22 protein-coding genes and 1 pseudogene are annotated in these 24,525 nt (G+C 65.9%); 13 read left to right on the forward strand and 10 right to left on the reverse strand.

Annotated features, from left to right (window positions below; translation table 11 throughout):
• Window positions 1-33: 33 nt before the first annotated feature.
• Window positions 34-954: a helix-turn-helix domain-containing protein gene (locus QO058_RS10555; protein WP_284171967.1), complete on the reverse strand. Its 921-nt coding sequence runs from the start codon at window positions 952-954 to the stop codon at window positions 34-36.
• A gap of 190 nt (window positions 955-1,144) precedes the next feature.
• Window positions 1,145-2,281 carry a branched-chain amino acid ABC transporter substrate-binding protein gene (locus tag QO058_RS10560; protein ID WP_284171968.1) on the reverse strand — a complete coding sequence of 379 codons (1,137 nt, stop codon included), beginning with the start codon at window positions 2,279-2,281 and terminating at the stop codon, window positions 1,145-1,147.
• Between the two features lie 306 nt (window positions 2,282-2,587).
• On the opposite strand from QO058_RS10560, the gene QO058_RS10565 reads away from it, so the two are divergent.
• From QO058_RS10565 to QO058_RS10590, 6 genes are all read left to right on the forward strand, one after another.
• Window positions 2,588-3,505 (forward strand): branched-chain amino acid ABC transporter permease, encoded by a 918-nt coding sequence (locus QO058_RS10565; protein WP_284171969.1) that lies wholly within the window; start codon window positions 2,588-2,590, stop codon window positions 3,503-3,505.
• Window positions 3,506-3,515: 10 nt separating this feature from the next.
• Window positions 3,516-4,685, forward strand: coding sequence for a branched-chain amino acid ABC transporter permease (locus tag QO058_RS10570; protein ID WP_432212034.1), 1,170 nt, complete (start codon window positions 3,516-3,518; stop codon window positions 4,683-4,685).
• A gap of 4 nt (window positions 4,686-4,689) precedes the next feature.
• Window positions 4,690-5,490 carry an ABC transporter ATP-binding protein gene (locus QO058_RS10575; protein ID WP_284171971.1) on the forward strand — a complete coding sequence of 267 codons (801 nt, stop codon included), beginning with the start codon at window positions 4,690-4,692 and terminating at the stop codon, window positions 5,488-5,490.
• On the forward strand, window positions 5,477-6,175 hold the full coding sequence (locus QO058_RS10580) for an ABC transporter ATP-binding protein (RefSeq protein WP_284171972.1): 699 nt from the start codon (window positions 5,477-5,479) through the stop codon (window positions 6,173-6,175). Before QO058_RS10575 ends, QO058_RS10580 begins: the two co-directional genes overlap by 14 nt.
• Window positions 6,176-6,197: 22 nt before the next feature.
• On the forward strand, window positions 6,198-7,346 hold the full coding sequence (gene argE, locus QO058_RS10585; protein ID WP_284171973.1) for an acetylornithine deacetylase: 1,149 nt from the start codon (window positions 6,198-6,200) through the stop codon (window positions 7,344-7,346).
• Between the two features lie 71 nt (window positions 7,347-7,417).
• Window positions 7,418-8,371: a LysR family transcriptional regulator gene (locus tag QO058_RS10590; RefSeq protein WP_284171974.1), complete on the forward strand. Its 954-nt coding sequence runs from the start codon at window positions 7,418-7,420 to the stop codon at window positions 8,369-8,371.
• Window positions 8,372-8,386: 15 nt separating this feature from the next.
• Here the strand turns inward: QO058_RS10590 and QO058_RS10595 are convergent, their stop codons facing one another.
• From QO058_RS10595 to QO058_RS10610, 4 genes and pseudogenes are all read right to left on the reverse strand, one after another.
• A complete protein-coding gene (locus QO058_RS10595; protein WP_284171975.1) occupies window positions 8,387-9,061 on the reverse strand; it encodes a DUF1028 domain-containing protein in 675 nt (224 codons plus the stop codon).
• 4 nt (window positions 9,062-9,065) lie between these two features.
• Complete coding sequence (locus QO058_RS10600) at window positions 9,066-9,482, reverse strand: RidA family protein (RefSeq protein WP_110490447.1); 417 nt, start codon at window positions 9,480-9,482, stop codon at window positions 9,066-9,068.
• A 79-nt stretch (window positions 9,483-9,561) separates the two neighbouring features.
• A pseudogene (locus QO058_RS10605) lies at window positions 9,562-10,849 on the reverse strand (flavin-containing monooxygenase).
• 196 nt (window positions 10,850-11,045) lie between these two features.
• A complete protein-coding gene (locus tag QO058_RS10610; RefSeq protein WP_284171976.1) occupies window positions 11,046-11,930 on the reverse strand; it encodes a LysR substrate-binding domain-containing protein in 885 nt (294 codons plus the stop codon).
• 108 nt (window positions 11,931-12,038) lie between these two features.
• Here QO058_RS10610 and QO058_RS10615 point away from each other — a divergent pair, with 108 nt between their 5' ends.
• The 7 genes from QO058_RS10615 (at window position 12,039) to QO058_RS10645 (ending at window position 19,348) form a co-directional block, all read left to right on the forward strand.
• Window positions 12,039-13,052: a phosphonoacetaldehyde reductase gene (locus QO058_RS10615; RefSeq protein WP_284171977.1), complete on the forward strand. Its 1,014-nt coding sequence runs from the start codon at window positions 12,039-12,041 to the stop codon at window positions 13,050-13,052.
• A gap of 158 nt (window positions 13,053-13,210) precedes the next feature.
• Window positions 13,211-14,086 (forward strand): phosphonate ABC transporter substrate-binding protein, encoded by an 876-nt coding sequence (gene phnD, locus QO058_RS10620; RefSeq protein WP_284171978.1) that lies wholly within the window; start codon window positions 13,211-13,213, stop codon window positions 14,084-14,086.
• Window positions 14,087-14,116: 30 nt separating this feature from the next.
• A complete protein-coding gene (gene phnC, locus QO058_RS10625) occupies window positions 14,117-14,926 on the forward strand; it encodes a phosphonate ABC transporter ATP-binding protein (RefSeq protein ID WP_284171979.1) in 810 nt (269 codons plus the stop codon).
• A 15-nt stretch (window positions 14,927-14,941) separates the two neighbouring features.
• Complete coding sequence (phnE, locus tag QO058_RS10630) at window positions 14,942-15,745, forward strand: phosphonate ABC transporter, permease protein PhnE (protein WP_284171980.1); 804 nt, start codon at window positions 14,942-14,944, stop codon at window positions 15,743-15,745.
• A gap of 34 nt (window positions 15,746-15,779) precedes the next feature.
• Complete coding sequence (phnA, locus tag QO058_RS10635) at window positions 15,780-17,036, forward strand: phosphonoacetate hydrolase (protein WP_284169735.1); 1,257 nt, start codon at window positions 15,780-15,782, stop codon at window positions 17,034-17,036.
• A 50-nt stretch (window positions 17,037-17,086) separates the two neighbouring features.
• Complete coding sequence (gene phnY, locus QO058_RS10640) at window positions 17,087-18,499, forward strand: phosphonoacetaldehyde dehydrogenase (RefSeq protein ID WP_284172865.1); 1,413 nt, start codon at window positions 17,087-17,089, stop codon at window positions 18,497-18,499.
• A gap of 108 nt (window positions 18,500-18,607) precedes the next feature.
• The gene (locus QO058_RS10645) at window positions 18,608-19,348 is read left to right on the forward strand and encodes a metallophosphoesterase family protein (RefSeq protein ID WP_284171981.1); all 741 of its coding nucleotides are present in this window, start codon (window positions 18,608-18,610) and stop codon (window positions 19,346-19,348) included.
• A gap of 30 nt (window positions 19,349-19,378) precedes the next feature.
• Here the strand turns inward: QO058_RS10645 and QO058_RS10650 are convergent, their stop codons facing one another.
• Genes QO058_RS10650 through QO058_RS10665 form a run of 4 tightly spaced genes read right to left on the reverse strand, consistent with a single transcriptional unit; the run spans window position 19,379 to window position 24,463 of the window.
• Complete coding sequence (locus QO058_RS10650) at window positions 19,379-21,010, reverse strand: ABC transporter ATP-binding protein (protein WP_284171982.1); 1,632 nt, start codon at window positions 21,008-21,010, stop codon at window positions 19,379-19,381.
• Window positions 21,007-21,837: an ABC transporter permease gene (locus QO058_RS10655; RefSeq protein WP_284171983.1), complete on the reverse strand. Its 831-nt coding sequence runs from the start codon at window positions 21,835-21,837 to the stop codon at window positions 21,007-21,009. The genes QO058_RS10650 and QO058_RS10655 overlap by 4 nt, the downstream gene beginning before the upstream one ends.
• 3 nt (window positions 21,838-21,840) lie before the next feature.
• Complete coding sequence (locus QO058_RS10660; RefSeq protein ID WP_284171984.1) at window positions 21,841-22,818, reverse strand: ABC transporter permease; 978 nt, start codon at window positions 22,816-22,818, stop codon at window positions 21,841-21,843.
• Window positions 22,819-22,858: 40 nt separating this feature from the next.
• Window positions 22,859-24,463: an ABC transporter substrate-binding protein gene (locus QO058_RS10665; RefSeq protein WP_284171985.1), complete on the reverse strand. Its 1,605-nt coding sequence runs from the start codon at window positions 24,461-24,463 to the stop codon at window positions 22,859-22,861.
• Between the last annotated feature and the right edge of the window lie 62 nt (window positions 24,464-24,525).

The following is a 24,525-nucleotide window of genomic DNA, read 5'->3' on the forward strand; positions in this document are numbered from 1 at the left end:
TCGCGTGCTAGTGCGGTCCTTAGCCAGTCGCCGTCAGGCGATCTCTGACGTTTGATGTCGCGCCGGCCGCGCGATCCCCGAGCGCTCGATAGCGGCCCGCAGCACCGCTCCGGCCTCGCTGCCCTTCAAGGCGCGCCGCCAGAGATCGTTGGCAATCTCCTCGTAGAGGCGCACTGGTTCCTCGTCCGCGGTCAGCATCGCGATGCCCGATCGGATATTCGGCAACTCGCCGCCCAGGCGAAACGGGCTCAGTCCAAGCAGCGTTTTCTCCGAGGTGCGGAACAGCTGGAACGTGATGTTCGGCAGCGTCTCCTCGATCAGACCGATCTGGACCCCCATCGGCTCGCTCTCGATCAAGCCGATCAGGTGCTCGATCTCGGTTCGTGCAGCGAGGCGTCGCCGGGTCAGCTCGCTATCGGGCAGGTTGAACCGGCCGACGACGCCGAGCTTGAGCCAGCGCTCGATCTCGAGGACATTGACGAAATTGACGACACTCAGCCGGCGCCGTTTACGCGCCCGCTTGCGATCATCGAGGATCGCAATGATCGCGTCGATTTCCCCGATGGCCTGCTCGCGCTCCGTTATGTGAGACGGAAGCGCTTCGATGAGGGTCTGCCGCAAATAACCGGAGTAATCGTCCGAGGTCAGCAGATAGGACAGCGGCGGGAAGTGGGCGATGACCTGGTCCGCCTGCTCCTCGATCTGCCGCATCCGCTCGAAATAGCTGATCGGGCTGGAATAATATTCAACGCCGGCCCCGAGCAGCGAGGCGACGGTCGTCTCCAGCAGGACCGCAAGCCGTTCCAGGGTTTCGATCTTGACGACGCCGCCACCTTCGATCCGGTAGACCGCCGCCCGCGAGATGCCGAGCCGCTCGGCAACGTCTTCGGCCAAAAGCCCCCGCCCCAGGCGGTAGGCTTTCAGGCGCTCACCGATTTCGTCGAACCGGATCATCAAACCTGCCTGGGGATCTGCCGAATCTCACAATGCCATATCAGATACAGCGCTTTTCGACCCGGCGCGAACGCCGGTTGAGCAGGCTTAGGGCGATCAAAGAAAAGGGCTCGCGTTGTCCGCGAGCCCTTTCCGAAGTCGGCAATGATCATTCTGCGCGGCCTGGGAAACGCCCCGGCTGCGGCCAGGATCAGTAGGCCGCCCAGGCGCCGTTCTTCACCGTGCGCAGTTCGAGCTCGACCGGCAGCTTGGTCTGGCCGTTCTCGTCGAAGCTGGTGTGACCGAGCGCGCCGTCATGCTGGGTTTCGCGGATGGCCTTCGCGATCGCGGCCTTGTCCTTGGTGCCAGCCTTCTTGATCGCGGCGATCAGGATGTTCGCCGTGTCGTAGGCGTTCTTGGTGTAGGTCGTCGAAGGCTCGGCGAACTTCGCGGCCGCATAGTCGTCCTTCAGCTTCGCGACCTGCGCATTGTCCTTCTCCTTGGCGATGCCGACGACCGTGCCCTCGGCAGCGGCGGCGGCGATCTTGATGAAGGCCGGATCGTGGAAGCCGTCGACGCCGATCATCGGCTGCTTCATGCCGAGCTCGACCATCTGCTGGCGCACCAGCCCGGCTTCCGTCACGACGCCGCCGAAATAGATCGCATCGGGGGATGCGGCCTTGATCTTCGTCAGCAGCGCGCGGAAGTCCGTGGTGCCGACGGGAGCAGCCTCCGTGGCGATGATGCTGCCGCCGGCAGCCTTGTAGAACTTCTCGAAGTTCTGGGTATTGGCGGCGCCGTAGTCGCTGGTATCGGAGACGATCGCGATCTTCTTGCCGACCTTCTCGGCCGCCCATTTGGCCAGCGGCTCGTTGGTGTTCACCAGCGTCGTCGCGACGCGCGAGACCATCGGGTTATTGCGCTCGGTGATCTTCGGCGAGATCGCACCCCAGACGATGAAGGGCACGCCGGCGCGCTGGAACACCGGGATCGTCGCCAGCGCGACGCCGCTGTTCCAGTGGCCTGTCGCGGCGATGACCTGCGGGTCGTTGGTGAGCTTGATCGCGGCCGAGACGCCGGTCTGCGGGTTGGCGGCGTCATCGAGGATCACCGGCTCGATCTTGAACGGCAGGCCGGACGCATTGGCCTGGTCGATGGCGAGCTGGAAGCCGTTGCGGGCCGACAGGCCCTGCTGGGCGTTGCCGCCGCTCAGCGGGCCGATGAAGCCAAGCTTGATCGTTTCCTGCGCCATGGCGGTGGTCGAGGCGAAGGCGAGCGCCGTCCCCACGATGGCCACGCGGATGAACGCGCCCAGGGACTTCTCTCCGGTATTCGGGTTGAAAGGCATGATCCCCTCCTCAAGGAATTGGATGTGTCCGGCGCCGTGAGCGTCACCGACGACATCGTGGCTCGACCATCTGCCCTTCAGGAAAGCCGAAGCAAATCGGATATTTTGCGCCCAGAGCTTCGGTTTTGCCGAAGCAGGCCGCCGGAGCCTCACAGCCCGGCGAATGACGGGCGAGTCTGACTTGCCTCAAGACAAGCAAAGCAGGGATTCCGAAATTGCGACTCTTGCCGGCTTCGGTTCTGGTGCACAGCGAAAATCAGTTGCGGCACGTCCCGGCTGGGGCTGCGCAAACGCGAGGGGACGTGAATGACAGAGCAACTGGTTCAGCAGCTCCTGAACTGGATCACTCTCGGCTCGATCTATGCACTGGTCGCGGTCGGATTCAGCCTGCTTTTCGGTGTCCTCAACATCATCCATTTCTCGCATGGCGACGTGTCGCTGCTGGCCCCGTTCCTGGCGCTTGCGGCCGTGCAGACAGTGAGCGCATCCGTCGGCGGCTCGCCTGCAGTGGTGGCCATCGTGCTTTCGGTGTTGCTGGCCGTCATCGTCACCGGCCTGCTCGGTGTGGTGCTCTACTATCTCGTGATCAAGCGCTTCCAGAATGCGCCCGCGATGATGGCGCTGGTCGCCACCGTCGCGCTCGGCATCGTCCTGCGCGAGCTGATCCGCCATCTTTACCCGCAAGGGTCGAACCCCCATGCCGTACCGAGGCTCGTGCCGGGCAGCATCGAGGTGCTCGGCGTCACCATCCCGGCCTTCAATCTCGTCGCGATCTTGGTCTCGGTTCTCTCGGTCGGCCTGCTGTTCTACATGCTCGAGCGGACACGGCTCGGCCTGCACATCAAGGCCGTGTCGCAGGACCGGGATGCGGCGCGCCTTATCTCGATCTCGCCGGCGCGGATCTTCCAGATCACCTTCTTCATCGCCTCGGCCATCGGCGCCATCGGCGGCCTGTTCTTCGCGGGCTATGCCGGCATCGTCCGCTTCGACTTCAGCGTCGATGTCGGCCTGATCGGCTTTTCGGCCGCGGTGGTCGGCGGGCTCGGCTCCATGCCGGGCGCGATCATCGGCAGCCTGCTCATCGCGGGTCTCGACACACTGGTGCAGGCCACGGTCCCGAACGGCGCCTCGTACCGGCTGGTCTTCGTGTTCCTGCTCGTCATCTGCGTCCTCGTCTTCCGGCCGGCCGGCCTGCTCGGCCGCACAATCGTGGAAAAGGTCTGAGCCGATGTCCGTGTCCGTGACAGCGACGCGCGGAACCTCCGGCGCCGCCACCGCTCTCTCCATCGTTGCGCTCACAGAGATCGGCAGCGCCGCCTTCCTCAGGCAGTTCCTGCTCGCCGAAGACTGGCGCGTGGTCGTCGGGCTGCTCGGCTTCTTCGCCATCGTGCTGGTCGGGCTGCAACGCCTGCCCACGGTCGAAGCCAGGATCGAAGGCGCATTCTCGGCCCAGAGCCGCTTTGCGACGCTACTCGGCATCGCGATCGTGCTGCTGTTCCCCTTCCTGCTGGAGAAGAGCACCTATGCGTTGCACCTGCTGATCATCGCGCAGCTCTATGCGGTGCTGGCGCTGGCGCTGAACTTCCAGCTCGGCAGCGCCAACATCCCGAACTTCGCGACCGGCGCCTCCTATGGCATCGGTGCCTATGCCTCGGCGCTATTGGCCCTGAACTGGGATGTCAGCTTTTGGCTGGCGCTGCCGGCGGCGGCGGTGGTCGCGACGATCTTCGGCTTCGTGCTCGGCGTGCCCTCGATGCGCACGCGCGACAGCTATCTGGCGCTGGTCACCATCGCCTTCGGCGTCGTGGTCCACCAGCTCCTCAACAATCTCGAATTCACCGGCGGCCCGAACGGATTGGTCGGCATTCCGGCGCCGGAGCTGTTCGGGCATTCCTTCGCCTCGCCGCTCGTCATCTTCGGCCACTCGCTGCCGTCGCAGGCCAATTTCTACTATCTCTCGGCCGCGCTCGTCGGGGTCTCGATCCTATTTGCCGCAAGGCTGCATCATTCGCGGATCGGGCTCGCCTGGAACGCGCTGCGGGCAGACGAGCTGGCGGCGCGCTGCCAGGGCATCAACGCGACCTGGTACAAGGTCCTCGCCTTCGTGGTCGACGCCTTCCTCGCAGGCTTCGCCGGCACGATCTACGCCTTCTATGTCGGCTTCATCTCGCCGGACAATTTCACCTTTCTCGTCTCGGTGACGATCATGACGATGGTGATCGCCGGCGGCATGGACAACACGCTCGGCGTCATCGTCGGTGCCTTCCTGCTGACGATGCTGCCCGAGAAGCTGCGCGCCTTTTCCGATTACCGCATCCTGTTCTTCGGCGTGACCGTGATCGCCTTCCTGATGATCCGCCCGCAGGGCATCTTCCCGCAGCGGCTGCGGCGCTACGGAGGCTGAGCTCATGTCCGCTCCCGTCATCCTCGAAGGCTCCGGCCTGACGATGCGCTTCGGCGGCCTTGTCGCCATGGCCGAGGTCGACTTCACCCTGCGCAAGGGCGAGATCCTCGGCATCATCGGTCCCAACGGCGCCGGCAAGTCGACGCTGCTCAACATCATCACCGGCATTTATGTCCCTTCCTCCGGCGAGGTGCGTCTTTCCGGCGAACGGCTCAACGGCCAGCCGGCGCATCGCATCGTCGGCAAGGGCATTGCCCGTACCTTCCAGTCGAGCCGGCTGTTCGGCGACCTGTCGGTGCTCGACAACGTGATCATCGGCCGGCACACCCATATGAAGACCGGGATATTCGACGCGATCCTGCGGCGGTCCAAGGCCGAGGCCGAGCTCGCCGAGGCGGCCGCCATCGCCGAAGGGCTTCTGAAGGCCGTCTCGCGCGGGCTCTACGAGCAGCGCCATCGCCCTGCCGCCGAGCTGCCGCAGGCCGACCGCAGGCGCCTCGAGATCGCCCGCGCGCTGGCGAGCGAGCCCAAGGTGCTGCTGCTCGACGAGCCGTCCTCCGGCATGGACGACGCCGACACCGACGCGCTGATGGACGACATCCGCGCGCTCTGCGCCGAGCGGCCGGAACTCGCGATCATGATCATCGAGCATGACATGCGCCTCGTCGCCTCGTTGCCGCACCGCGTGCTCGTGCTCGACTACGGCCAGAAGCTGGCCGAGGGCTCCTATGAGGAGGTGCGTCTCATTCCGCGGGTGCAGGAAGCCTATCTCGGCAGAAAGGCGGCGCAGAATGCTCAAGCTTGACAAGGTCGACACCAATTACGGCGTCGTCGCGATGCTGCGCGACGTCTCCTTCCATGTCGGCGAAGGCGAGCTGGTCTGCATCCTCGGCCCCAACGGCGCCGGCAAGACCACGACCTTCCGCGCGATCTCGGCGCTCCTGCCCCTGGCGAAGGGGCGCATCGAGATCATGGGCCGGGAGCTCTCGAGTCTGCGTACCGAGGCGCTGAGCGGGCTTGGCATCGGCTTCGTGCCGGAAGGGCGGCGCCTCTTCGCCGATATCACGGTGCGCGACAACATCCGCCTCGGCTACGAGGCGCAGGGCCTGAAGGCGGATTTCGCCGACCGGCTGGACGAGATGCTGACGCTCTTCCCGCGGGTGCGCGACCGCATCGGCCAGCGCGCCGGCACGCTTTCCGGCGGCGAGCAGGCGATGGTGGCGCTGGCGCGCGCGCTCGTCGGCAAGCCGAAGCTCGTGATCATGGACGAGCCCTCGCTCGGCCTCTCGCCCAAGCTGATCGACGAGTACTTCGACACGGTCGCCGAGGTGAACCGCCGCGGCACGACTGTCGTCCTGATCGAGCAGAACGCCGAGACGGCGCTATCGATCGCCAATCGCGGCATCATGCTGGTCAAGGGCCGTGTCGTCGCCTCCGGCACCGCAGCCGAGCTTCTGGGCAGCGACGCGGTTCGCCATCTCTACCTCTGATGTCCGCCGCGATGCTGCCGACATGAACACGCTGGCGATCCTCGAAAAGCTGGTGTCCTTCTCAACCGTCAGCAGGGATCCCAACCGCCCGCTGATCGATTTCGTGCGTGCTTTCCTCGCCGGGCACGGCATCGAGAGTGAGCTCGTCGAGGCAGAGGGCGGGCACAAGGCCAATCTCTTCGCGACCATCGGCCCGCGCGACCGGCCGGGCATCATGCTCTCCGGCCACACCGATGTGGTGCCGGTGGAGGGCCAGCCCTGGAGCTCCGACCCGTTCCAACTCCGGGTCGCCGACGGCCGCGCCTTCGGGCGCGGCACGGCCGACATGAAGGGCTTCGTCGCCTCGGCACTGGCGCTGGCCGCGCGGGCCGCGTCGCGCGAGCTTGAAACGCCGCTGCACCTCGCCTTGAGTCATGACGAGGAGATCGGCTGCGTCGGCGTCCGCTCGCTGATCGACCTCCTTGCCGCCCGGGGCTTTGCGGCGCGGCTCGCGGTCATCGGCGAACCCACGCAGATGCGCATCGCGACCGGACACAAGGGCAAGCTCGCCGCCCGGGCCATCTGCTGCGGCGTCTCCGGCCATTCCGCACTGGCCCCGAAAGCGCTCAACGCCATCCATCTGGCCTGCGATTTCGTCGCGACCTTGCGGCAGCGGCAAGACGAACTGGCGCAGAACGGAGCGCGCGACGACGACTACGACATTCCCTACACGACGCTCCATGCCGGCGTGATCGCGGGCGGCACGGCACTGAACATCGTGCCCTCGCTCTGCACCGTCGATTTCGAGATCCGCAACATCGCCGCCGACGATCCGGCCGCGATCCTCAATGGCCTGATGGACGAGGCGGCGGCGCTGGCGGCCGCTCGGCAGACGACGCATCCCGAGGCGGCGATCAGGATCGAGCGCCTGAACGACTATCCGGGCCTTGCGACGCCGGCCGAATCCGAGGCGGTCCGCTTCGTCGCTGCGCTGCTCGACGACGGGGCGACGCACAAGGTCGCGTTCGGAACGGAGGGCGGCCTGTTCTCCAGCCGCCTCGGCGTGCCGGCGCTGGTCTGCGGCCCGGGCTCGATGGATCAGGGTCACAAGCCCGACGAATTCATCACGCTCGACCAGCTCGCCGCCTGCGACCGGTTCATGGAGCGGCTGCTCGACAGGATCGCGGCCTGAGGCGCTCAAGCTGTGCGGCTCCGGCATGACCACGCTTTGCCGCGGGCTATCCGCGTGCTTTATGCTGCCGCATGCGCTTTTCCCTACGTCAGTTGGAATATTTCATCGCGGCCGGCGAAACGGGCAGCATCACCCTCGCCTCCGAACGAATCCACATTTCCCAGCCCTCGATCTCGACGGCGATCTCGCATCTCGAACGCGAGCTGAAAGCCCAGCTCTTCATTCGCCATCACGCCCAGGGGCTGTCGCTGACGCCGGTCGGCCGGGCACTCCTCGCCGAGGCCAAGCGCGTCGTCGCCCAGGCCGAGAGCCTCTACACCGTCGCCGACGAGACCAGCGGCCTGGTGCGCGGCACGCTCTCCCTGGGCTGCATGGTGACGCTGGCTCCGATGCTCGTCCCGGAATTGTCCCAGGGCTTCGTCTCTGCTTTTCCCGACACGAAGATCCTGCATATCGAGGGCCATCAGGAGGACTTGCTCAGGGGGCTGCGACGCTCCGAGATCGATCTCGCCCTGACCTATGACCTGCAGATTCCCGAGGACATCGAGTTCTCGCAGCTCGTCAGCCTGCCGCCCTATATCGTCGTCGCCGAGACGCATCCGCTCGCGAGCCAGAGCGCCGTGACGCTGGACGAGCTGTCCGACCAGCCGCTGGTGCTGCTCGACCTGCCGCTGAGCCGGGAGTATTTCGTCGCCCTGTTCATGTCCGCCGGCATCACGCCAACGATCGCGGCGCGATCAGCCTATCCCGACGTCGTGCGGGCAATGGTGGCCAACGGCGCCGGCTATGCGCTGTTCAATGTCCGCCCGCGCTCCGACCAGGCACTCGACGGCCGCAAGCTGGTCTCGATCCGGCTGGCGGGGCAGCATCGTCCGATGACGATCGGGGTCGCGACGCTGCGCACATTGGCCAAGTCCAGGCTGATCGCGGCATTCCAGGCGCACTGCCAGGCGCGCATCTCGCGCTCCTACATCCCCGGCATGGTCGCCCCCGCCATGACCGAGCGCACGAGGATCGACCCGTAGACGGCTGTTGCCCTCTCACTCGTCTCCGGGAACGCCGTAGGACGGCGCCGCGCGCGGATCGAGCGCGCGCTGGATATAGGCATCGAGCTGCGGCTTGTAGACGTCCCAGGCCGTCGCGATCGTCTCGATCGGGCAGTCTTCCGTCCAGTCGCAGCGCAGGTCGGCGACGGGCCAGCTGACCTTGTCGACGATCTTGAGGCCTGCCGAGCGGACCGGCCCCGCCTCGCCGCCTGCGGCGAGGCCTGCACGCATCGCGGCGATCAGCCGGTCGCCGAGATGACCGAAGCTTGCGAGGAAGCCGTCGACGATCGCCTGGGGAACGCCGTCATTCGCGAGGAGATTGCCTCCAGATGCGACGTCCTGCGCCTGCGCCGATGTCCAGATTCCCAGCGAGTTCGGCCCGGAATGGATCGCCGTCAGCCCGTTCCGGTCGACCGCCAGCACCTGCCGGTATTCGATGAACCGGCCGCGCTTCTGGATCTCGGCGATGGCTTCCGCCGCGCTCCGGCCCTCTTCCATCAGGTCGAGCGTCAACGGACCCAGGGTCGGGTCCGTGACATTCTGCGACGCGACCGCACCGACGCCAGCGCGCGCATAGGAGCAGCGGGCCGCGACCGCCGGCGAGGAGGACGAGATCGCGACGCCGAACATGCCGGTCCGGGCGCAGCGGGCGACGAGGGAGAAGGTCATCGGCTCAATCCGGAATGACGGCCGTGCCGTCGATCTCGACCAGCCATTCCGGCCGGGCCAGTGCCTGCACTACGAGCCCGGTCGAAACCGGATGCACGCCTTTGAGGTACTCGCCCATGGTGCGGTACACGGCCTCGCGGTGGCGCACATCCGTCAGGTAGACGACGACCTTGACCAGATGAGCCATCTCGCCGCCGGCTTCCTCGATCAGCTGCTTGATGTTCTGCATGACCTTGTGGGTCTGCTCGACCGGATCATGGCTGTCGAGGTTGACGGCGTCGTCGAGGTTCTGCGGGCACTGGCCGCGCAGCCAGACGATCCGGCCGCCCCGGGTCACGACGGCCTGGGCCAGGTCGTTGTCGAGCTTCTGCTCCGGATAGGTGTCCTTGGTGTTGAACTTGCGGATGCGGGTATGTGCCATCTCGGCCTCCTTGGTCAGACCATGCTCGACGCGAGCGGCCCCGGGGCCCGCGCGCCGAACTCGAGTTCCTGTTCGACAGTCATGCGCTCTCGAGTTCGCGCCGCATGGCATCGTGATAGGCTGAGTAGCTGCGCTGGATCGTGATCTGGTCCGCAAGATACCTGGCGTCGTGCCAGACGCCCCAGATGAAGGTCGAGCCGCGCCGCGACTGCCAGGGCAGGCCCAGGAAGTAGATGCCGGGCTCGGACGAGACGCCGCGCTGGTGCTGCGGGCGACCATTGGCATCGAAGGCGTCGACCTTCATCCAGCTGTAGTCCGCGGTGAAACCCGTCGCCCAGATGATCGTGCCGATCCCAGCCTTGGCCAGATCGAGCGAGGCGATGGGATTTGCCACGCAATCGGAATCCGCGACGATAGTGCGCGCCTCCGGTTCTTCCGGCAGGTCGAGGCCGTTGCGGGCGATGTAGGCATCGGCCTCATCCAGCAAGGCGTGAAGATTCGCATCGCCGCGCCGGAGATTCTCGACGAGGTCGGGGGCAAAGCTGACCACGCCGTTCTCGCAAGCTTGCGTCCGCCCGACGAGGAGCAGTCCCCGCGCCGCCAGGCGCCTGAAGTCGATCGTGTGACCGCCATTCGCCCCGCTCACCGCGATCGTGACATGCTCCGTGCCCGGCTCCCGCGCAGCGGCATCCCACTTGCCGAGAACGCCCAGCCACCAGCAGAAGTCGCGGCCGCGATAGGCCCGCGGCGGACGATCATGCGGGCCGACGGACAGATAGACCCGCCGCCCTGAGTCCAGCAATTCCTCGGCGATCTGTGTTCCCGAGGAGCCCGATCCGACGACCAGGACCGCACCCTCCGGAAGCTGGCTGGGATTGCGGTAAGCGGTGGAATGCATCTGCAGCGCGCCGGCTTCCGGCGGAACCAGCGCGGGGACGATCGGGCACTGGAAGGGCCCGGTCGCGACCACGATCCGGTTGGCCTCCATCGTCCCTGCCGATGTCTCGACACGGAAGCCCGGCCGGCCAGCAAGCCGCTCGACATGCCGGACCTCGACGCCGCAGCGGATCGGAGCCGCGATCCTCTCGGCATAGGCGACGAAATAGTCGGCAACCGTTTCCTTCGACGGGAAGTCGTTGGGGCCGACCTCCCCATCCACATCGGAAAATTCGAGGCCCGGAAAGCGGTCGTGCCAGGCCGGCCCGTTCGCGGCCAGCGAGTCCCAGCGCTCGGAGCGCCAGCGTTCGGCGATGCGGCTCCTCTCGAGCACGACATGGGGCACGCCGGCCCGGCCGAGATGCTCGCTCATCGCGACCCCCCGCCTGGCCGCCACCGACGACGAGCGTGTCGATCTGCTCAACTGACATTATTCGCCTCTTGCCGAATCCGGCGGAATTCCCTGCGAGGAATTCCCACCCCGGCCTTGGTCTACCGGCGGCATCAGCGTCGTAAAAATACGAATTCTTGCTGTGGTGATTTGGATTTTCCTAAACCCGGCACCTGGTCCCAGCCGCCGCCGGCTCGGCCAGCGTCCAAGGATGCCCGGCCGCTATGTCACGATCCTCATGTGCCGGCCTCGAAAGCATCGCGCGTGCGATGAACGACCTCGAGAAAGGCCTTGATGATCCGGCTGGTCTCCCGCTGCTTCATCACCACCACATGCGCATAGGTATAGACCTCGGCCCCATCGATCGGGATCAGCTTCAAGGTCTCGTCCGGAACGAACTCGGCCTCTGAGACATAGCTGATCCCGAGCCCGCGGATCACCGCCTCGCGGATGGCTTCGCGGCTGCCGATTTCCATGACCAGCCTGGGTTTGGTGCCGGTCTCGGCCAGAGAGCTCTCCAAAGCGCGCCGCGTCGTCGAGCCCTGTTCGCGCACGATCATCGGCTCGCCTTCGAGCTCCGGGAGCCGGATGCTGCGACGTCCGGCGAAGCGATGATCGCGCCGCACGAAGATCGCCACCGGATGGCGGCGATAGGGAATGGTCAGGAGCCTGTCGTCCTCATCTATATAGGCGAGGATCGCAACATCGCATCTGTAGGCGGCAAGGTCATCGAGCACCTCGGTCGAGTTGCCGATCTTCACGGCTAGTTCGATGTTCGGATAGGCCAGGTTGAAGGCCGCGAGCATCTCGGTGACGTGAACCGGCCCGACCGCGCCGATCGAGAGCCGGCCGGTCCGCAGCTCGCGCGACTCCGTCAGGAAGGCGAGCGCTTCGGCCTCCTCGGCGAAGAGGCGGGTGGTGATCGCGAGAAACTGGCGCCCGGTGTCGCTCAACTCGCGCCGCCGGCCGCGCTTGACGAAGAGCTCGACGCCGAACTCCTCCTCCAGCGCGCCGACCTGCGCCGTCAAGGTCGGCTGGCTGATGTTGAAGGCGTCGGCAGCGGCGTTGAAACCGCCCGCGCTTGCGACGTGATGGAACGATCTGAGCTGAGTATAACGCATAGATAATTGCTATCCATTTGGATCAAAAAATCAATTTGTTATCGTGATCGAGCTCTGTGAGCATCCCTCCCAATAGAGCCGGTAAGGCGCATTGCGAGGGTGAAACGCATGAACTGGGCGTACTGGAATCCCGTCAAGATCCGGTTCGGGACTGGCGTTCTCGACGAGGTCGCCGGCCTGATCGGCAAGCGCCGCTGGGCCCTGGTCACCTATGATCAGCCGATCTTCCGGGAGTTATCCGAGCGCCTGGCAAAGGCCGCTGGCGCTCCGGTCGTCACGATCAACAATATCGAGACCAATCCGGACTGCGCAGATCTGGTCGAATCCTGCCGGCAGTTCGGCGCCGCGGTGACCGAGCCGCCGGAGGTCATCGTCGCACTCGGTGGCGGCTCGATGATCGATGCCGCAAAGGTCCTGGCGGCCAGCGACGGCGACTTCGAGACGGTGCGCCGGCATCTCGTCGAGAAGAGGCCGCTCGACGAGGGGACGATCATCCCGATCATCGCCGTGCCGACCACGGCCGGCACCGGCAGCGAAGTCACCTCCTGGGCGACGGTCTGGGATTCGGTCAATGGCAGCAAGTACTCGCTCGCCCATCCCAGGCTCTATCCGGAGACGGCGGTCCTCGACCCTGCCCTGACGATCGGCGCGCCGCGTGGTCTCACGCTGGCGACCGGGCTCGACGCCTTGTCCCATGCGCTCGAAAGCATCTGGAACGTCAACGGCAACCCGGTTTCGGCTAATTATGCGGTCGAGGCTGCCAGAGAGATCATCGATACGTTGCCGCGCCTGCTGGAGCGGCCGGGCGATGTCGAGCTCCGGGCCCGGCAGATGCGCGCCAGCCTGCTGGCGGGCCTCGCCTTCTCCAATACCAAGACGGCGCTCGCCCATAACATCTCCTACGACATCACGCTGAAGAGCGGCACGATCCACGGCATCGCCTGCTCTTTCTCCCTGCCGATCGTGATGCGCTGGGCGATGGGTGCGCAGCCGCAATGCGACGCGGCGCTACGCCGCGTCTTCGGCCCCGATCTCGAAGCGGGGGGCCGAGCGGCTCGGCGCCTTTCTCAGGGACCTCGGCGTCGCAACCGACCCCGCGGCGTATGGCGTCTCGGCCGCTGAATGGGACCGTCTCGTCGGCAAGGCGCTCGAAGGCGAACGCGGGCGCAACTTCATTGGAAGACAGGCGGCGATGGCCGCCTGAGATCAAGACGGGCAACGACGCCCACACCGGCTCACCGGCAGATCAAAAGATCGCCGGATCATCTTGGGAGGATGACATGACCATTTCGCGTCGGACGATTCTGAAAAGCTCACTGGCCGCAGGCGCGCTGCTGGCGACGCCGGCCCTGGTCCGGGCCCAGACCAAGCTGATCCGCGTCGGGCTGATCCCGTCGGAGGATTCGCGGGCGATGCTGGAATCGAGCGCGCAGCTTCTCGCCGCGCTCCAGAAGAATCTCGGGATTCAGGTCCAGGGCTTCGTCGCCTCTGACTATAACGGCGTGATCGAGGCAATGCGCTCGAACCACGTCGACGTTGCCTATCTTGGCCCATTCTCCTATGTGCTCGGCACCACGGTTGCGGCCATCGAGGCATTCGCGACCGCCGAGACGGCCAAGTCGAGCCGCAGCTTCTATCGCAGCCAGATCATTGCGCGGAAGGATAGCGGCATCAACGATTGGAAGGACCTGAAGGGTCGCACCTTCGCTTTCGTCGATCCGTCTTCGACCTCCGGCCATCTCTTTCCGAAGGCCGGGCTGATGAAGCTCGGCTTCGATCCCGAGAAGGATTTTGGCCGGGTCCTCTTCACCGGTTCGCATGACGCCAATGCGCTCGCCGTCGCCAACAAGCGCGTCGACGCCGCGACGATCGCCGACCGCATCTTCGACGCGGCGGTGCAGAAGAAGCTCGTTGATCGCGCCGACATCCACGTCGTCTGGGAGTCGGACCCGATCCCGGAATCGCCGACCTGCTGGCGCAAGAACCTGCCCGAGGATCTGAAGGCCAACATCAAATCGGCCTTCCTCAACATCCGGGACATCACCTGGGCCGACCAGGGCAAGCTCAACCGCTTCGTCGAGACCAACGACCAAGCCTACGACATCATTCGGGAGACGGCGAAGGTGCTGAAGCTCGACCTGACCAAGATGAAGTAGTCGCGGCACGCGACCGGCGGAGGATTTCCGATGATCAAGATCGAAGGCCTGAAGAAGTCCTATGCCGGACGCCCCGTCCTGCAAGGCATCGACCTCAGCGTCAGAGCCGGCGAGTTCCTCGTCGTGCTCGGCCCGAGCGGGGCCGGCAAGTCGACGCTGCTGCGCTGCATCAACGGGCTGGCGCAGCCCGATGCAGGGCGGACGCTGATCGACGGCAAGGTGTTCGACACGAAGAGCAAAGCGCGCGGCGAACGGCCTGTCGCGATGATCTTCCAGCACCACAATCTGGTGAAGCGCCTGTCGGTGCTGAAGAACGTGCTCGTCGGCCGCATGGCCGGCCTGTCGTCCTTCCTGAGCATGCTGCAGCTCTTCCCCAGGCGCGACGTCGAGATCGCCATGGAGTGCCTGGCGCGGGTCGAGCTGCCCCACAAGGCGAACTCGCGCGGCGATCAGCTTTCCGGCGGCGAGCAGCAGCGCGTCGGCATCGCCCGGGCATTGGCACAACAGCCGGCGGTGATCCTCTGCGACGAGCCGGTGGCGAGCCTCGATCCGAAGACCTCGCGCATCGTGCTCGGCTACCTCAAGGCGATCTGCAAGGAGGAAGGGATCGCCGTGATCTGCAACCTCCATCAGGTCGACTATGCCGTCGAGTTCGGCGAGCGCATCGTGGGCTTAAGTGGCGGCCGCGTCGTCTTCGACGATACGCCTGATCACCTCACCTCCGAGATCGTCCACCAGATCTATCCCGGCCTCGAGGACCCCGGCATCAGCCGCGTGCTCAAGCCGCGCCCGGCCAGCCAGCCCGTGCTGGCGCCGATCATCGCCACCGCAACCGCCTGACGGGGAGCAAAACCAATGTCGTTCGGAACTCTGCAACTCGTCCTGCGTCCGCCGCAAGGCCGCTTCGGCTGGTGGGGCGTCAGCGCCATCGCACTCGGCACGCTGGTCTTCCTGTGGTGGGCCGCGATCGGCTCCCAGATCAACGCCAGCAATCTCTGGAACGGCCTCCCCTATATGTGGGACTTCCTCGTCCGGATGATGCCGCCGAACCCCGAATTCCTCGAGCGGCTGTGGAAGCCGGCGCTGGAAAGCCTGCAGGTCGCGGTCTGGGGTACCCTGCTCGGCGTCGTGATCGCCCTGCCCGTCTGCTTCTTCGCGGCGCGGAACCTCAGCCCGAATCCGGTCATCTTCCACGCGACGCGGCAGGTGCTCAACTGCATGCGCGGCATCAACGAGATCATCCTGGCGCTGATCTTCGTCGCTGCCATCGGGCTCGGCCCCTTCGCCGGCGTGCTGGCGCTCGCCATCCATGGTGCCGGCATGCTCGGCAAGTTCTTCGCCGAGGCGATGGAGGACATCGACGAGGGGCCGCTCGAGGCCTTCCGCTCGGCTGGTGTCGGTCCGTTCAAGACCTTCTTCTTCGGCGTGCTGCCGCAGGTCCTGCCGACCTGGCTCGGGACAATCTTCTACCGGCTCGAGACCAATGTCCGCCAGGCGACGGTGCTCGGCATGGTCGGCGCCGGCGGCATCGGCTTCGAGCTGGTCTCCTCGATGAAGCTCTTCAAGTACCAGGACACCGCGACCTGCATTCTCGTCATCCTCGCGATGGTGCTGATCGCCGATCTGGTTTCGTCCCGTGTCCGGGCGCTGATCCGCTGATCCTCTCATCGGCCTCGCCACAAGGAACTCTATGATGACGGTTCATACGAAGATTGGTGGTGCGGTTGTTGCCAATGGGCGTGGTTATCGTCGTCCGGTTCGGCCGGTGGTGGTGATCTGCATGGACGGGTCGGAGCCGGCTTATGTCGAGGCGGCGAGCGCCAAGGGGCTGACGCCGAACCTCGACAGGATCATGCGGACGGGGGCCAGCACCTACGCCTATTCGGTGATCCCGAGCTTCACCAACCCGAACAACCTCTCGATCATCACCGGCCGCCCGCCGGCGGTGCATGGCATCGCCGGCAACTTCTTCTACGACCGCGAGGCGAAGGAGGAGGTGATGATGAACGATGCCCGCTTCCTGCGCGCCCCGACCATCCTCGCCGAGTTCCAGAAGGCCGGTCTCAAGGTCGCGATGGTCACCGCCAAGGACAAGCTCAGGACCCTGCTCGGCAAGGGCCTCGACTTCTCGTCAGGCACCGCGATCGCCTTCTCCTCGGAGAAGGCCGACAAGGCCGATATGGCTGAGAACGGCATCCAGAACGTCGTCGATTTCGTCGGCATGCCGGTGCCCTCGGTCTATTCGGCCGATCTCTCCGAGTTCGTCTTCGCTGCCGGCGTCAAGCTGCTCGAGACCTTCAAGCCCGACCTGATGTATCTCTCGACCACCGACTATGTGCAGCACAAGGCGGCGCCGGGTTCGGAGATGGCGGACTCGTTCTACGCCATGTTCGACGGGTATGTCGGCAAACTCGATGCGCTGGGCTGTACGCTGGTGATCACCGCCGACCACGGCATGAACGACAAGCATTTGCCGAACGGCGAGCCGGATGTCGTCTATCTGCAGAGCCTGATGGACGACTGGTATGGCAAGGGCACGATGCGGGTGATCTTGCCGATCACCGACCCTTACGTCGTCCACCATGGCGCGCTCGGCTCCTTCGCCACGGTCTATCTGCCTGATGGCGCCAGCCAGCAAGAGGTCGCCGCCCGCATCTCCGGCCTTGACGGCATCGCGCTGGCGGTGACCGCGGCCGAGGCCTGCGAGCGCTTCGAGCTGCCGGCCGACCGGATCGGCGATGTCGTCGTGATCTCGACGCGGCAGAAGGTGATCGGCACCTCGCCGGACCGGCACGATCTCTCCGGCCTGACCGAGCCCTTGCGCTCGCATGGCGGCATCACCGAGCAGCGCGTGCCGATGATCGCCAACCGGCCGATCTCGGTCCCCGAAGGGCGGATCTTGCGCAATTTCGACGTCTTCGACGTCGCCCTGAACTGCGTCCTGGCTTGAGGAGTACCGCCGTGAACGCGACTGTGAAGCCGCCCCTGCGCCGCGAGACGATGCGCATCGCCGGCAAGCTCACCACGACCGACGACATGGTCGAGGTCAAGAACCCCTATGACGGCAGCGTGGTCGGCCTCGTTCCCGCCGCCCGGCCCGAGCATGTCCGCGAGGCCTTCGCCAGGGCCAAAGCGTTCAAGCCGGTGCTGACCCGCTATGAGCGCCAGAAGATCCTCCAGAAGACGGCCGAGCTGCTGTTCGCGCGCAAGGAAGACTTCGCCCGGCTGATCACCGCCGAGGCCGGTCTGTGCTGGAAGGATTCGCTCTACGAGGCCAGCCGCGCCTACGACGTCTGGTCGTTCGCGGCGCAGCTCACCATCAAGGACGATGGCGAGATGTTCTCCTGCGACATCTCGCCGAACGGCAAGGCCCGCAAGATCTTCACCACGCGCCAGCCGCTGCTCGGGGTGATCTCGGCGATCACCCCGTTCAACCACCCGCTCAACATGGTCAGCCACAAGCTGGCGCCGGCGATCGCGACCAATAACCGCCTCGTCCTCAAGCCGACCGAGCTGACGCCGCTGACCGCGCTGGCGCTGGCCGACGTGCTCTACGAGGCCGGCCTGCCGCCGGAGATGCTCTCGGTCGTCACCGGCAACCCCTCGACCATGGGCGATGCGATGATCACCGATCCCGATGCGGATCTCGTGACCTTCACCGGCTCGGTCCGGGTCGGCAAGCACATCGCAGCGACCGCCGGCTACAAGCGCATCGTGCTCGAGCTCGGCGGCAACGACCCGCTGATCGTGATGGAGGATGCCGATCTCGACAAGGCGGCCGAGCTTGCCGTCACCGGCGCGACCAAGAACTCCGGCCAGCGCTGCACCGCGGTCAAGCGCATCCTGGTGGTCGAGAGCGTCGCCGAGGCCTTCGCCAAGCTCGTCGTCGAGAAGGCCAAAAAGCTGACCTGCGGCGATCCGATGGATCCGGCCACCGATGTCGGCACCGTCATCAACGCCCGCTCGGCCGCGCTCTTCCAGGCCAGGGTCGACGACGCCGTCGCCAAGGGCGCAAAGGTGCTCCACGGCAAGCGGGCGGAGGGCGCGCTGTTCCACCCGACCGTGGTCGACCACATCCCCTATGATTGCGAGCTCGTCCACGAAGAGACCTTCGGCCCGGTCATCCCGATCATCCGGGTGCCCGACGACATCGCCGAGGTCATCCGGATCTCGAACTCGACCGCCTACGGCCTGTCCTCGGGCATCTGCACCAACCGCTTCGACTACCTCCAGCGCTTCGTCGCGGAACTGGAGGTCGGCACCGTCAACCTCTGGGAGGTCCCGGGCTACCGCATCGAGATGTCCCCCTTCGGCGGCATCAAGGATTCCGGCCTCGGCTACAAGGAAGGCGTCGTCGAAGCCATGAAGTCCTTCACAAACGTCAAAACATGGTCGACGCCTTGGAACGCGTGACGGCAAGCTAGCTCCCGAACGGCATCCCGGAGCTTGGCGCGAGCCCCGGGACGCGTCATCACGGGATAGGCTGGCGATGGAGCCAGCTCCAGATTCGGGACCAGCGACATGCGGCTAGGCGTCATCGCCGATGTACACGGCAATTTGCCGGCTTTGGAGGCCGTGCTCTCCAGACTCGCCGGGTTGGCCGTCGATGCGGTGGTCAATCTCGGCGACTGCGCCTCGGGCCCGCTCTGGCCGGCAGAGACTGTGCGGTTGCTGCGCGCCAGCACGATGAGCCACGTCCGTGGCAACCATGACAGGGCGCTGGGCGCGGCCTCTCCGGAGGGGCTCGGCGCGTCCGACAGCTTCGCCTGGCGAGACCTCGACGCCGAGGCGCGCAACTGGCTGGCGGCTCTTCCATTTGAGGTCGAGATCGGCAAGGCGCGCTGCTTCCATGCCAGCCCGATCGACGACGAGACCTATCTGCTCGACGAGGTCGAAGGCGGGCGCCTGGTCGCAGCTCGCCCGCAGGCGGTCGAGACGCTCCTCGGCGCAACCGGTCATGCCGTGGTGCTGTGCGGACACAGCCATCAGCCGCGCCTGCTGCGGCTCGGCAACGGGCCCATTGCCGTCAATCCCGGCAGCGTCGGCAACCCGGCCTATCACGCCACCGAGCCAAGCGTTCATGTCTCGGAAAGCGGCGCTCCGCATGCCCGTCTCGCCGTCGTCACGATGGCTAATGCGATCGAGGTCGAGCATCACGCCGTCGCCTATGACTGGGACAGCGCGGCGCGGCGTGCCGAAGCCAATGGCCGGGGCGACTGGGCCCACGCCTTGCGTAGCGGGTGGATGCCGAGATCGCGATAGCAGGAAGCTTGGCCACCAAGCGTTCCTGAATCAGGTCATCGCCTCTTCGGCGAACTTTTGCCCGTCGCCGAACTCGCGGCCTGGAATCGAGGCGAGCAGCGCTTTCGTATAGGGGTGCTGCGGCTCGCCGAAGACCGTGCCGATCGGGCCGCTCTCAACCACTTCGCCACTCTTCATCACCGCGACGAGGTCGCAGACTTGTGCCGCGACACGCAGATCATGGGTGATGAAGACGATAGACAGGCCGAGGCGCTGGCGCAGCTCGGCCAGGAGCTTCAGGACCTGCGCCTGCACGGAGACGTCGAGCGCCGAAACCGGCTCGTCGGCGACGAGGACATCCGGCTCCAGCGCCAGCGCCCGAGCGAGGCCGATGCGCTGGCGCTGGCCGCCCGAGAATTCGTGCGGATAGCGTTCGGTCGAAGCCGGGTCGAGCCCGACCAGCCCAAACAGCTCTTTCGCTCGGGCCAAGGCGTCAGGCCGCGCCATGCCGTGCACGATCAACCCCTGCGCCACCGCTTCGCCGGCCTTGCGGCGCGGGTTCAGCGAGGCGAATGGGTCCTGGAACACCATCTGGATATGGCGCGTCGCCGAGCGCATCTCCTCGCGGCTGAGGCTGGCGAGGTCGATGCCGTTCAGGTGGATTTCGCCGCTCTCGGGATCGATCAAGCGCACCAGGCAGCGCGCCAATGTCGACTTGCCCGAGCCGGATTCGCCAACGATGCCCAGCGTCGCGCCTTTGGGCAGCACCAGCGAGACGTCCTTGACAGCATGGGTGACGCGCTGGCCGCGTCCGAGGAAGCCGCCGGTGCGATAGGTCTTCGAGACGTGCGCGATCGTCATGATCGGCTCGTCGGACAGCACCCGCGCCGGCGGCGCCTTGAGCGGCGGCACCGCGGCGATCAACTGGCGGGTATAGGCGTGCTGCGGGTTGCCGAGCACGGCAGCGGTCTCGCCCTGTTCGACGACATGGCCCTTGCTCATCACCGCAACCCGGTCGGCGATCTCGGCGACCACGCCGAAATCATGGGTGATGAACAGGACGGCCGTGCCCTTGCGGCGCTGCAGGTCGCGGATGAGCTTGAGGATCTGTGCCTGGGTGGTGACGTCGAGCGCTGTCGTCGGCTCGTCGGCGATCAGCACCTTGGGATCGAGCGCCAGCGCCATCGCGATCATCGCGCGCTGGCGCTGGCCGCCTGAGAGCTCGTGCGGGTAGGCCTTGAAGGCGAGCGCCGGATCGGGAATGCGGACTTCCTCGAGCAAAGCGAGCGTGCGGGCCTTGATCTCGGCCGCCGACAGCTCCGTATGCAGCTCGAACATCTCGCCGATCTGGTCGCCGATGCTGCGCAGCGGGTTCAGCGCCGTCATCGGTTCCTGGAAGATCATGGCGATGCCGGCGCCGCGCACCTTGCGCATTTCGGCCTCGCCGAGGCCGCAGAGATCACGTCCCTCAAACAGGATGCGGCCGCCGTCGATCGTGACGCCGCCGGGCAGGAGCCGCATGATGGCGTTGGCGGTCATCGACTTGCCGGAGCCGGATTCGCCGACGACGCAGAGGATCTCGTTCGCCGCGAGCGAGAGCGAGACCTCCGCCATCGCATGCGAGCGGTCGCCGCCAGCCGGCAGCTTCACGCTGACATCGTCGAGGACGAGGATCGGGCTCATCGGCTCTTCAGCCTCGGATTGAGGGCGTCGTTGAGCCCCTGCCCAACCAGCGAAACGGCGAGCACGGTGACGAGGATGGCGATGCCGGGAATGGCCGAGACATACCATTGCACGCGCAGCACGTCGCGGCCGGCGCCGATCAGATTGCCCCAGGAGGCGACGTTCGGGTCGGAGAGCTTGAGGAAGGCGAGCGCGCTTTCGAGCAGGATCGCGATCGCCATCACGACGCTGGCATAGACGATCACCGGCGGCAGCGCGTTCGGCAGGATTTCGCCGAAGATCAGCCTGGCATCCTTGAGGCCGAGCGTGCGGCCGGCCTGCACGAACTCGCGGTTGCGCAGCGAGAGGAACTCGGCCCGCGTCAGTCGGGCCGAGGCCGGCCATGAGACGATGCCGATGGCGACCGTCACGGTGGTGATGGTCGAGCCGAAAACCGCGACCAGCACCAGCAGCAGCAGGAAGTTCGGCAGGGTCTGGAACGCCTCGGTGACGCGCATCAGCGCGGTATCGACATAAGCGCCGTAATAGCCGGCGAGGGCGCCGATCGTAATGCCGATCATGACCGAGATCACCGTCGCGACGCCGCCGATCAGCAGCGAGATGCGCGCGCCATGGAAGATCTGGGCGGCGATGTCGCGGCCGGAATTGTCGGTGCCGAGCAGGAAGCGCGGATTGCTGAACGGCCAGATTAGCGGCCGCCCGGCGAGCGCCAGCGGATCGCGCGGATAGAACCAGTCGGCGCTCGCGGCCATGGCGAGCACAAGGATGAGCAGTACCAGGCCGATGACGGCAGCCGGACTGCGGAAGTAAAGCTTCACCAGGTCCATGGCTCAGTTCCCCGCCGTGATGCGCGGATCGAGCCGGGCATAGAGCAGGTCGACGATGAAGTTGACCGCGATCACCAGGAGCGCCGAGACGAAGACGATGCCGAGCAGCGTGTTGAGGTCGCGCTGGATCACCGATTCATAGGCGAGGCGCCCGAGCCCCGGCAGGGAGAACACGCTTTCGACCACGACCGAGCCGCCGAGCATCGTGCCGGCCTGCAGGCCGATCAGCGTCACCATCGGCAGGAGCGCGTTGCGCAGCACATGCCGCACCACGACGCGCGTCTCGTCCATGCCCTTCGAGCGCGCGGTGCGGACGAAGTCGAGGTTCAGCACCTCGAGCATCGAGCCGCGCATGATGCGCAGATAGATCGCCATGTAGAACAGGCCGAGCGTCAGCGTCGGCAGGACGAGGTGCAGGGCGATGTCGAGCGTCCGCCGTAAGCCTGTGTAGCTGACAGTGATGTCCTCGAAACCGCCGGCCGGCAGCCATTGCAGGTAGATCGAGAAGACGACGATCGCCATCAGCCCGAACCAGAAGGTGGGCATCGCATAGAACATCAGGCCGAGCGTAGAGATCAGCGTATCCGGCCATTTGTTGACGCCGCGCGCCGCGGCGACGCCGAGGATCAGCCCGAAGAAGAAGGCGAAGGAGAGCGAGGCGGTCATCAAAAGGATGGTCGCCGGCAGCCGCTCGGCGATCACCGTCGCCACCGGCTTGCCGTAGATCGCGGAGAAGCCGAGATCGAGCCTGACCAGCCGCCAGAGATAATTGCCGAGCTGGGCCCAGACCGAGAGGTCGAGTCCGTAGAATTCGCGCAGCTGCTTGGCGGTCGCGGCATCGCCGCCACCCATCTGCGCCATCATCGCATCGACGGTGTCGCCTGGCGCGAGCTGGAGCAGCAGGAAGACCCCGATCAGGATCAGGATCAGCGTCGGTATCGAGGCGGCTAGACGCCGCCCCGCGAGGACTAGGACACGCATGGGTACTGGCCGGATCCGGCTGCTGGGGTGAGCGAAGGGATCACTCCGCCAACCAAAGATCGTGCCAGGAGGACGAGCCCCAGCGCGGCGTGTTGGAGTGGTTGCGGGCCTTGGCGCTGATCGCGGTCAGGAAGATCTGCTCGATCGGCGTCCAGATCGGCAGCTCCGTATTGGCGCGCCGCACGAAATCGCCATAGAGCGACTTGCGCCTGGCCGCATCGACCTCGGTCGCCGCATCGTCGATGATCTTGTCGATGGTCGGGTCGGTCCAGTCCCACTGATTGGTCCAGGGCGCGCCCTTGGGCTGACCGGAGCGGTACCACACCGTGGTCGAGACGGCCGGATCGTTGCGATACTGGTGCCAGCCGGTGGCGAGATCGAAGGCGTGGTCGTCATAGACCTGCTTCAGATAGCCGCCGCCATCGGTGCGGACGATCTCGATCTTGATGCCGACATCGGCGAGCGATTGCTGGATGAAGGTGGCGAAGAGGGTGATGTCCTCGCCCCAGGGCGCCGGCAGCAGCCGCAGCGAGAAGCGCGTTCCCCCAGTGCTGGGCTTGAAGCCGGCCTCGTCGAGCAGCTTGGCGGCCAGCTTCTTGTCGAACGGGTACTGCGGGCCGTTGTCGGCCGGATAGAAATCGGTCGAAACCGAGGGGACCGGCCCGGTGCCGCGCTTGGCGAAGTCGCCGAGGAAGTTCTCGATGAAGAACGGAATGTCGAGCGCGTGCGCGATGGCACGCCTGACGCGGATATCGGCGAGCTCCTTGCGGCGGAAATTGAACTCGATCGTGTTGGTGCGGGCGTTGCCCTCATTGCCCTTGGTCGAGACGATGAAGCGCGGATCCTTGCCGAGGCGAGCCGAGTCAGAGATCGTCAGGCCCGAGAACGGGCTGTAATGGATCTGCCCGGCCTCCATCTGGGCGGCCGCCGCGGCGCGGTCGGTCACCACGCGCCAGACGATCCGGTCGAGATACGGCGCGTTCTGGCGCCAGTAATTCGGGTTGCGCTCGGCGATGACGTGTTGGCCGCGCTCGTATTGCACGAACTTGAACGGGCCGGTGCCGACCGGCGCGAGATTGACCGGGTTCTGACGGATGTCGCCCTTGCCTTCGTAGAGATGACGCGGCGAGACATAGCCGAGGTCCGGCAGCGCCCGCAGCAGGAGGTTGAGCGGCATCGGGCGCTCGTAGCGGAACACTGCCGTCAGCGGGTCGGGCGTATCGACCGCGGTGAGGAAGAGCTGCAGCGTGGTGCCGTAGTTCAGGATCTTCTTCCACATCTCCATCGCCGTGAACTGCACGTCGGCGGAGGTGAAGGGCTTGCCGTCATGCCAGGTCACGCCGGGGCGGAGCTTGAAGGTGATGGTCTTGCCGTCGGGGGCGGCTTCCCAGCTTTCGGCGAGCACGCCGACGGGCTGGCCCTTGGCGTCGAGGTCGACCAGTTGCTCCTGGATCTTGCCGCCGATGATGTAGACGCCGGTCGAGGCCTGCAGGCTCGGGTTCAGCTGGCGCTGCTCGGCGCCGTAATGGACGGTGAAGACACCGCCCTTGCGCGGCGTTTCCTGGGCGAAAGAGCGCATCGGGAACAGCACGCTGGAGGCGATGGCGGCGCTGGTCTTCAGCGCGGCGCGGCGGGTCATATCCATGGATGATCTCCTGGGCCGGCGTGCATATCAGGCACGATGCGGTCGTCATGAGGCCCCGTCAA

The sequence above is a fragment of the Bosea vestrisii genome (assembly GCF_030144325.1).
Taxonomy (GTDB): Bacteria; Pseudomonadota; Alphaproteobacteria; order Rhizobiales; family Beijerinckiaceae; genus Allobosea; species Allobosea vestrisii_A.

Coding starts and splice junctions, on each gene's coding strand:
- QO058_RS10555 (WP_284171967.1), bottom strand. CDS start 954: ATGATCCGGTTCGACGAAATCGGTGAGCGCCTGAAAGCCTACCGCCTG.
- QO058_RS10560 (WP_284171968.1), bottom strand. CDS start 2,281: ATGCCTTTCAACCCGAATACCGGAGAGAAGTCCCTGGGCGCGTTCATC.
- QO058_RS10565 (WP_284171969.1), top strand. CDS start 2,588: ATGACAGAGCAACTGGTTCAGCAGCTCCTGAACTGGATCACTCTCGGC.
- QO058_RS10575 (WP_284171971.1), top strand. CDS start 4,690: ATGTCCGCTCCCGTCATCCTCGAAGGCTCCGGCCTGACGATGCGCTTC.
- QO058_RS10580 (WP_284171972.1), top strand. CDS start 5,477: ATGCTCAAGCTTGACAAGGTCGACACCAATTACGGCGTCGTCGCGATG.
- argE (WP_284171973.1), top strand. CDS start 6,198: ATGAACACGCTGGCGATCCTCGAAAAGCTGGTGTCCTTCTCAACCGTC.
- QO058_RS10590 (WP_284171974.1), top strand. CDS start 7,418: ATGCGCTTTTCCCTACGTCAGTTGGAATATTTCATCGCGGCCGGCGAA.
- QO058_RS10595 (WP_284171975.1), bottom strand. CDS start 9,061: ATGACCTTCTCCCTCGTCGCCCGCTGCGCCCGGACCGGCATGTTCGGC.
- QO058_RS10600 (WP_110490447.1), bottom strand. CDS start 9,482: ATGGCACATACCCGCATCCGCAAGTTCAACACCAAGGACACCTATCCG.
- QO058_RS10610 (WP_284171976.1), bottom strand. CDS start 11,930: ATGCGTTATACTCAGCTCAGATCGTTCCATCACGTCGCAAGCGCGGGC.
- QO058_RS10615 (WP_284171977.1), top strand. CDS start 12,039: ATGAACTGGGCGTACTGGAATCCCGTCAAGATCCGGTTCGGGACTGGC.
- phnD (WP_284171978.1), top strand. CDS start 13,211: ATGACCATTTCGCGTCGGACGATTCTGAAAAGCTCACTGGCCGCAGGC.
- phnC (WP_284171979.1), top strand. CDS start 14,117: ATGATCAAGATCGAAGGCCTGAAGAAGTCCTATGCCGGACGCCCCGTC.
- phnE (WP_284171980.1), top strand. CDS start 14,942: ATGTCGTTCGGAACTCTGCAACTCGTCCTGCGTCCGCCGCAAGGCCGC.
- phnA (WP_284169735.1), top strand. CDS start 15,780: ATGACGGTTCATACGAAGATTGGTGGTGCGGTTGTTGCCAATGGGCGT.
- phnY (WP_284172865.1), top strand. CDS start 17,087: ATGCGCATCGCCGGCAAGCTCACCACGACCGACGACATGGTCGAGGTC.
- QO058_RS10645 (WP_284171981.1), top strand. CDS start 18,608: ATGCGGCTAGGCGTCATCGCCGATGTACACGGCAATTTGCCGGCTTTG.
- QO058_RS10650 (WP_284171982.1), bottom strand. CDS start 21,010: ATGAGCCCGATCCTCGTCCTCGACGATGTCAGCGTGAAGCTGCCGGCT.
- QO058_RS10655 (WP_284171983.1), bottom strand. CDS start 21,837: ATGGACCTGGTGAAGCTTTACTTCCGCAGTCCGGCTGCCGTCATCGGC.
- QO058_RS10660 (WP_284171984.1), bottom strand. CDS start 22,818: ATGCGTGTCCTAGTCCTCGCGGGGCGGCGTCTAGCCGCCTCGATACCG.
- QO058_RS10665 (WP_284171985.1), bottom strand. CDS start 24,463: ATGGATATGACCCGCCGCGCCGCGCTGAAGACCAGCGCCGCCATCGCC.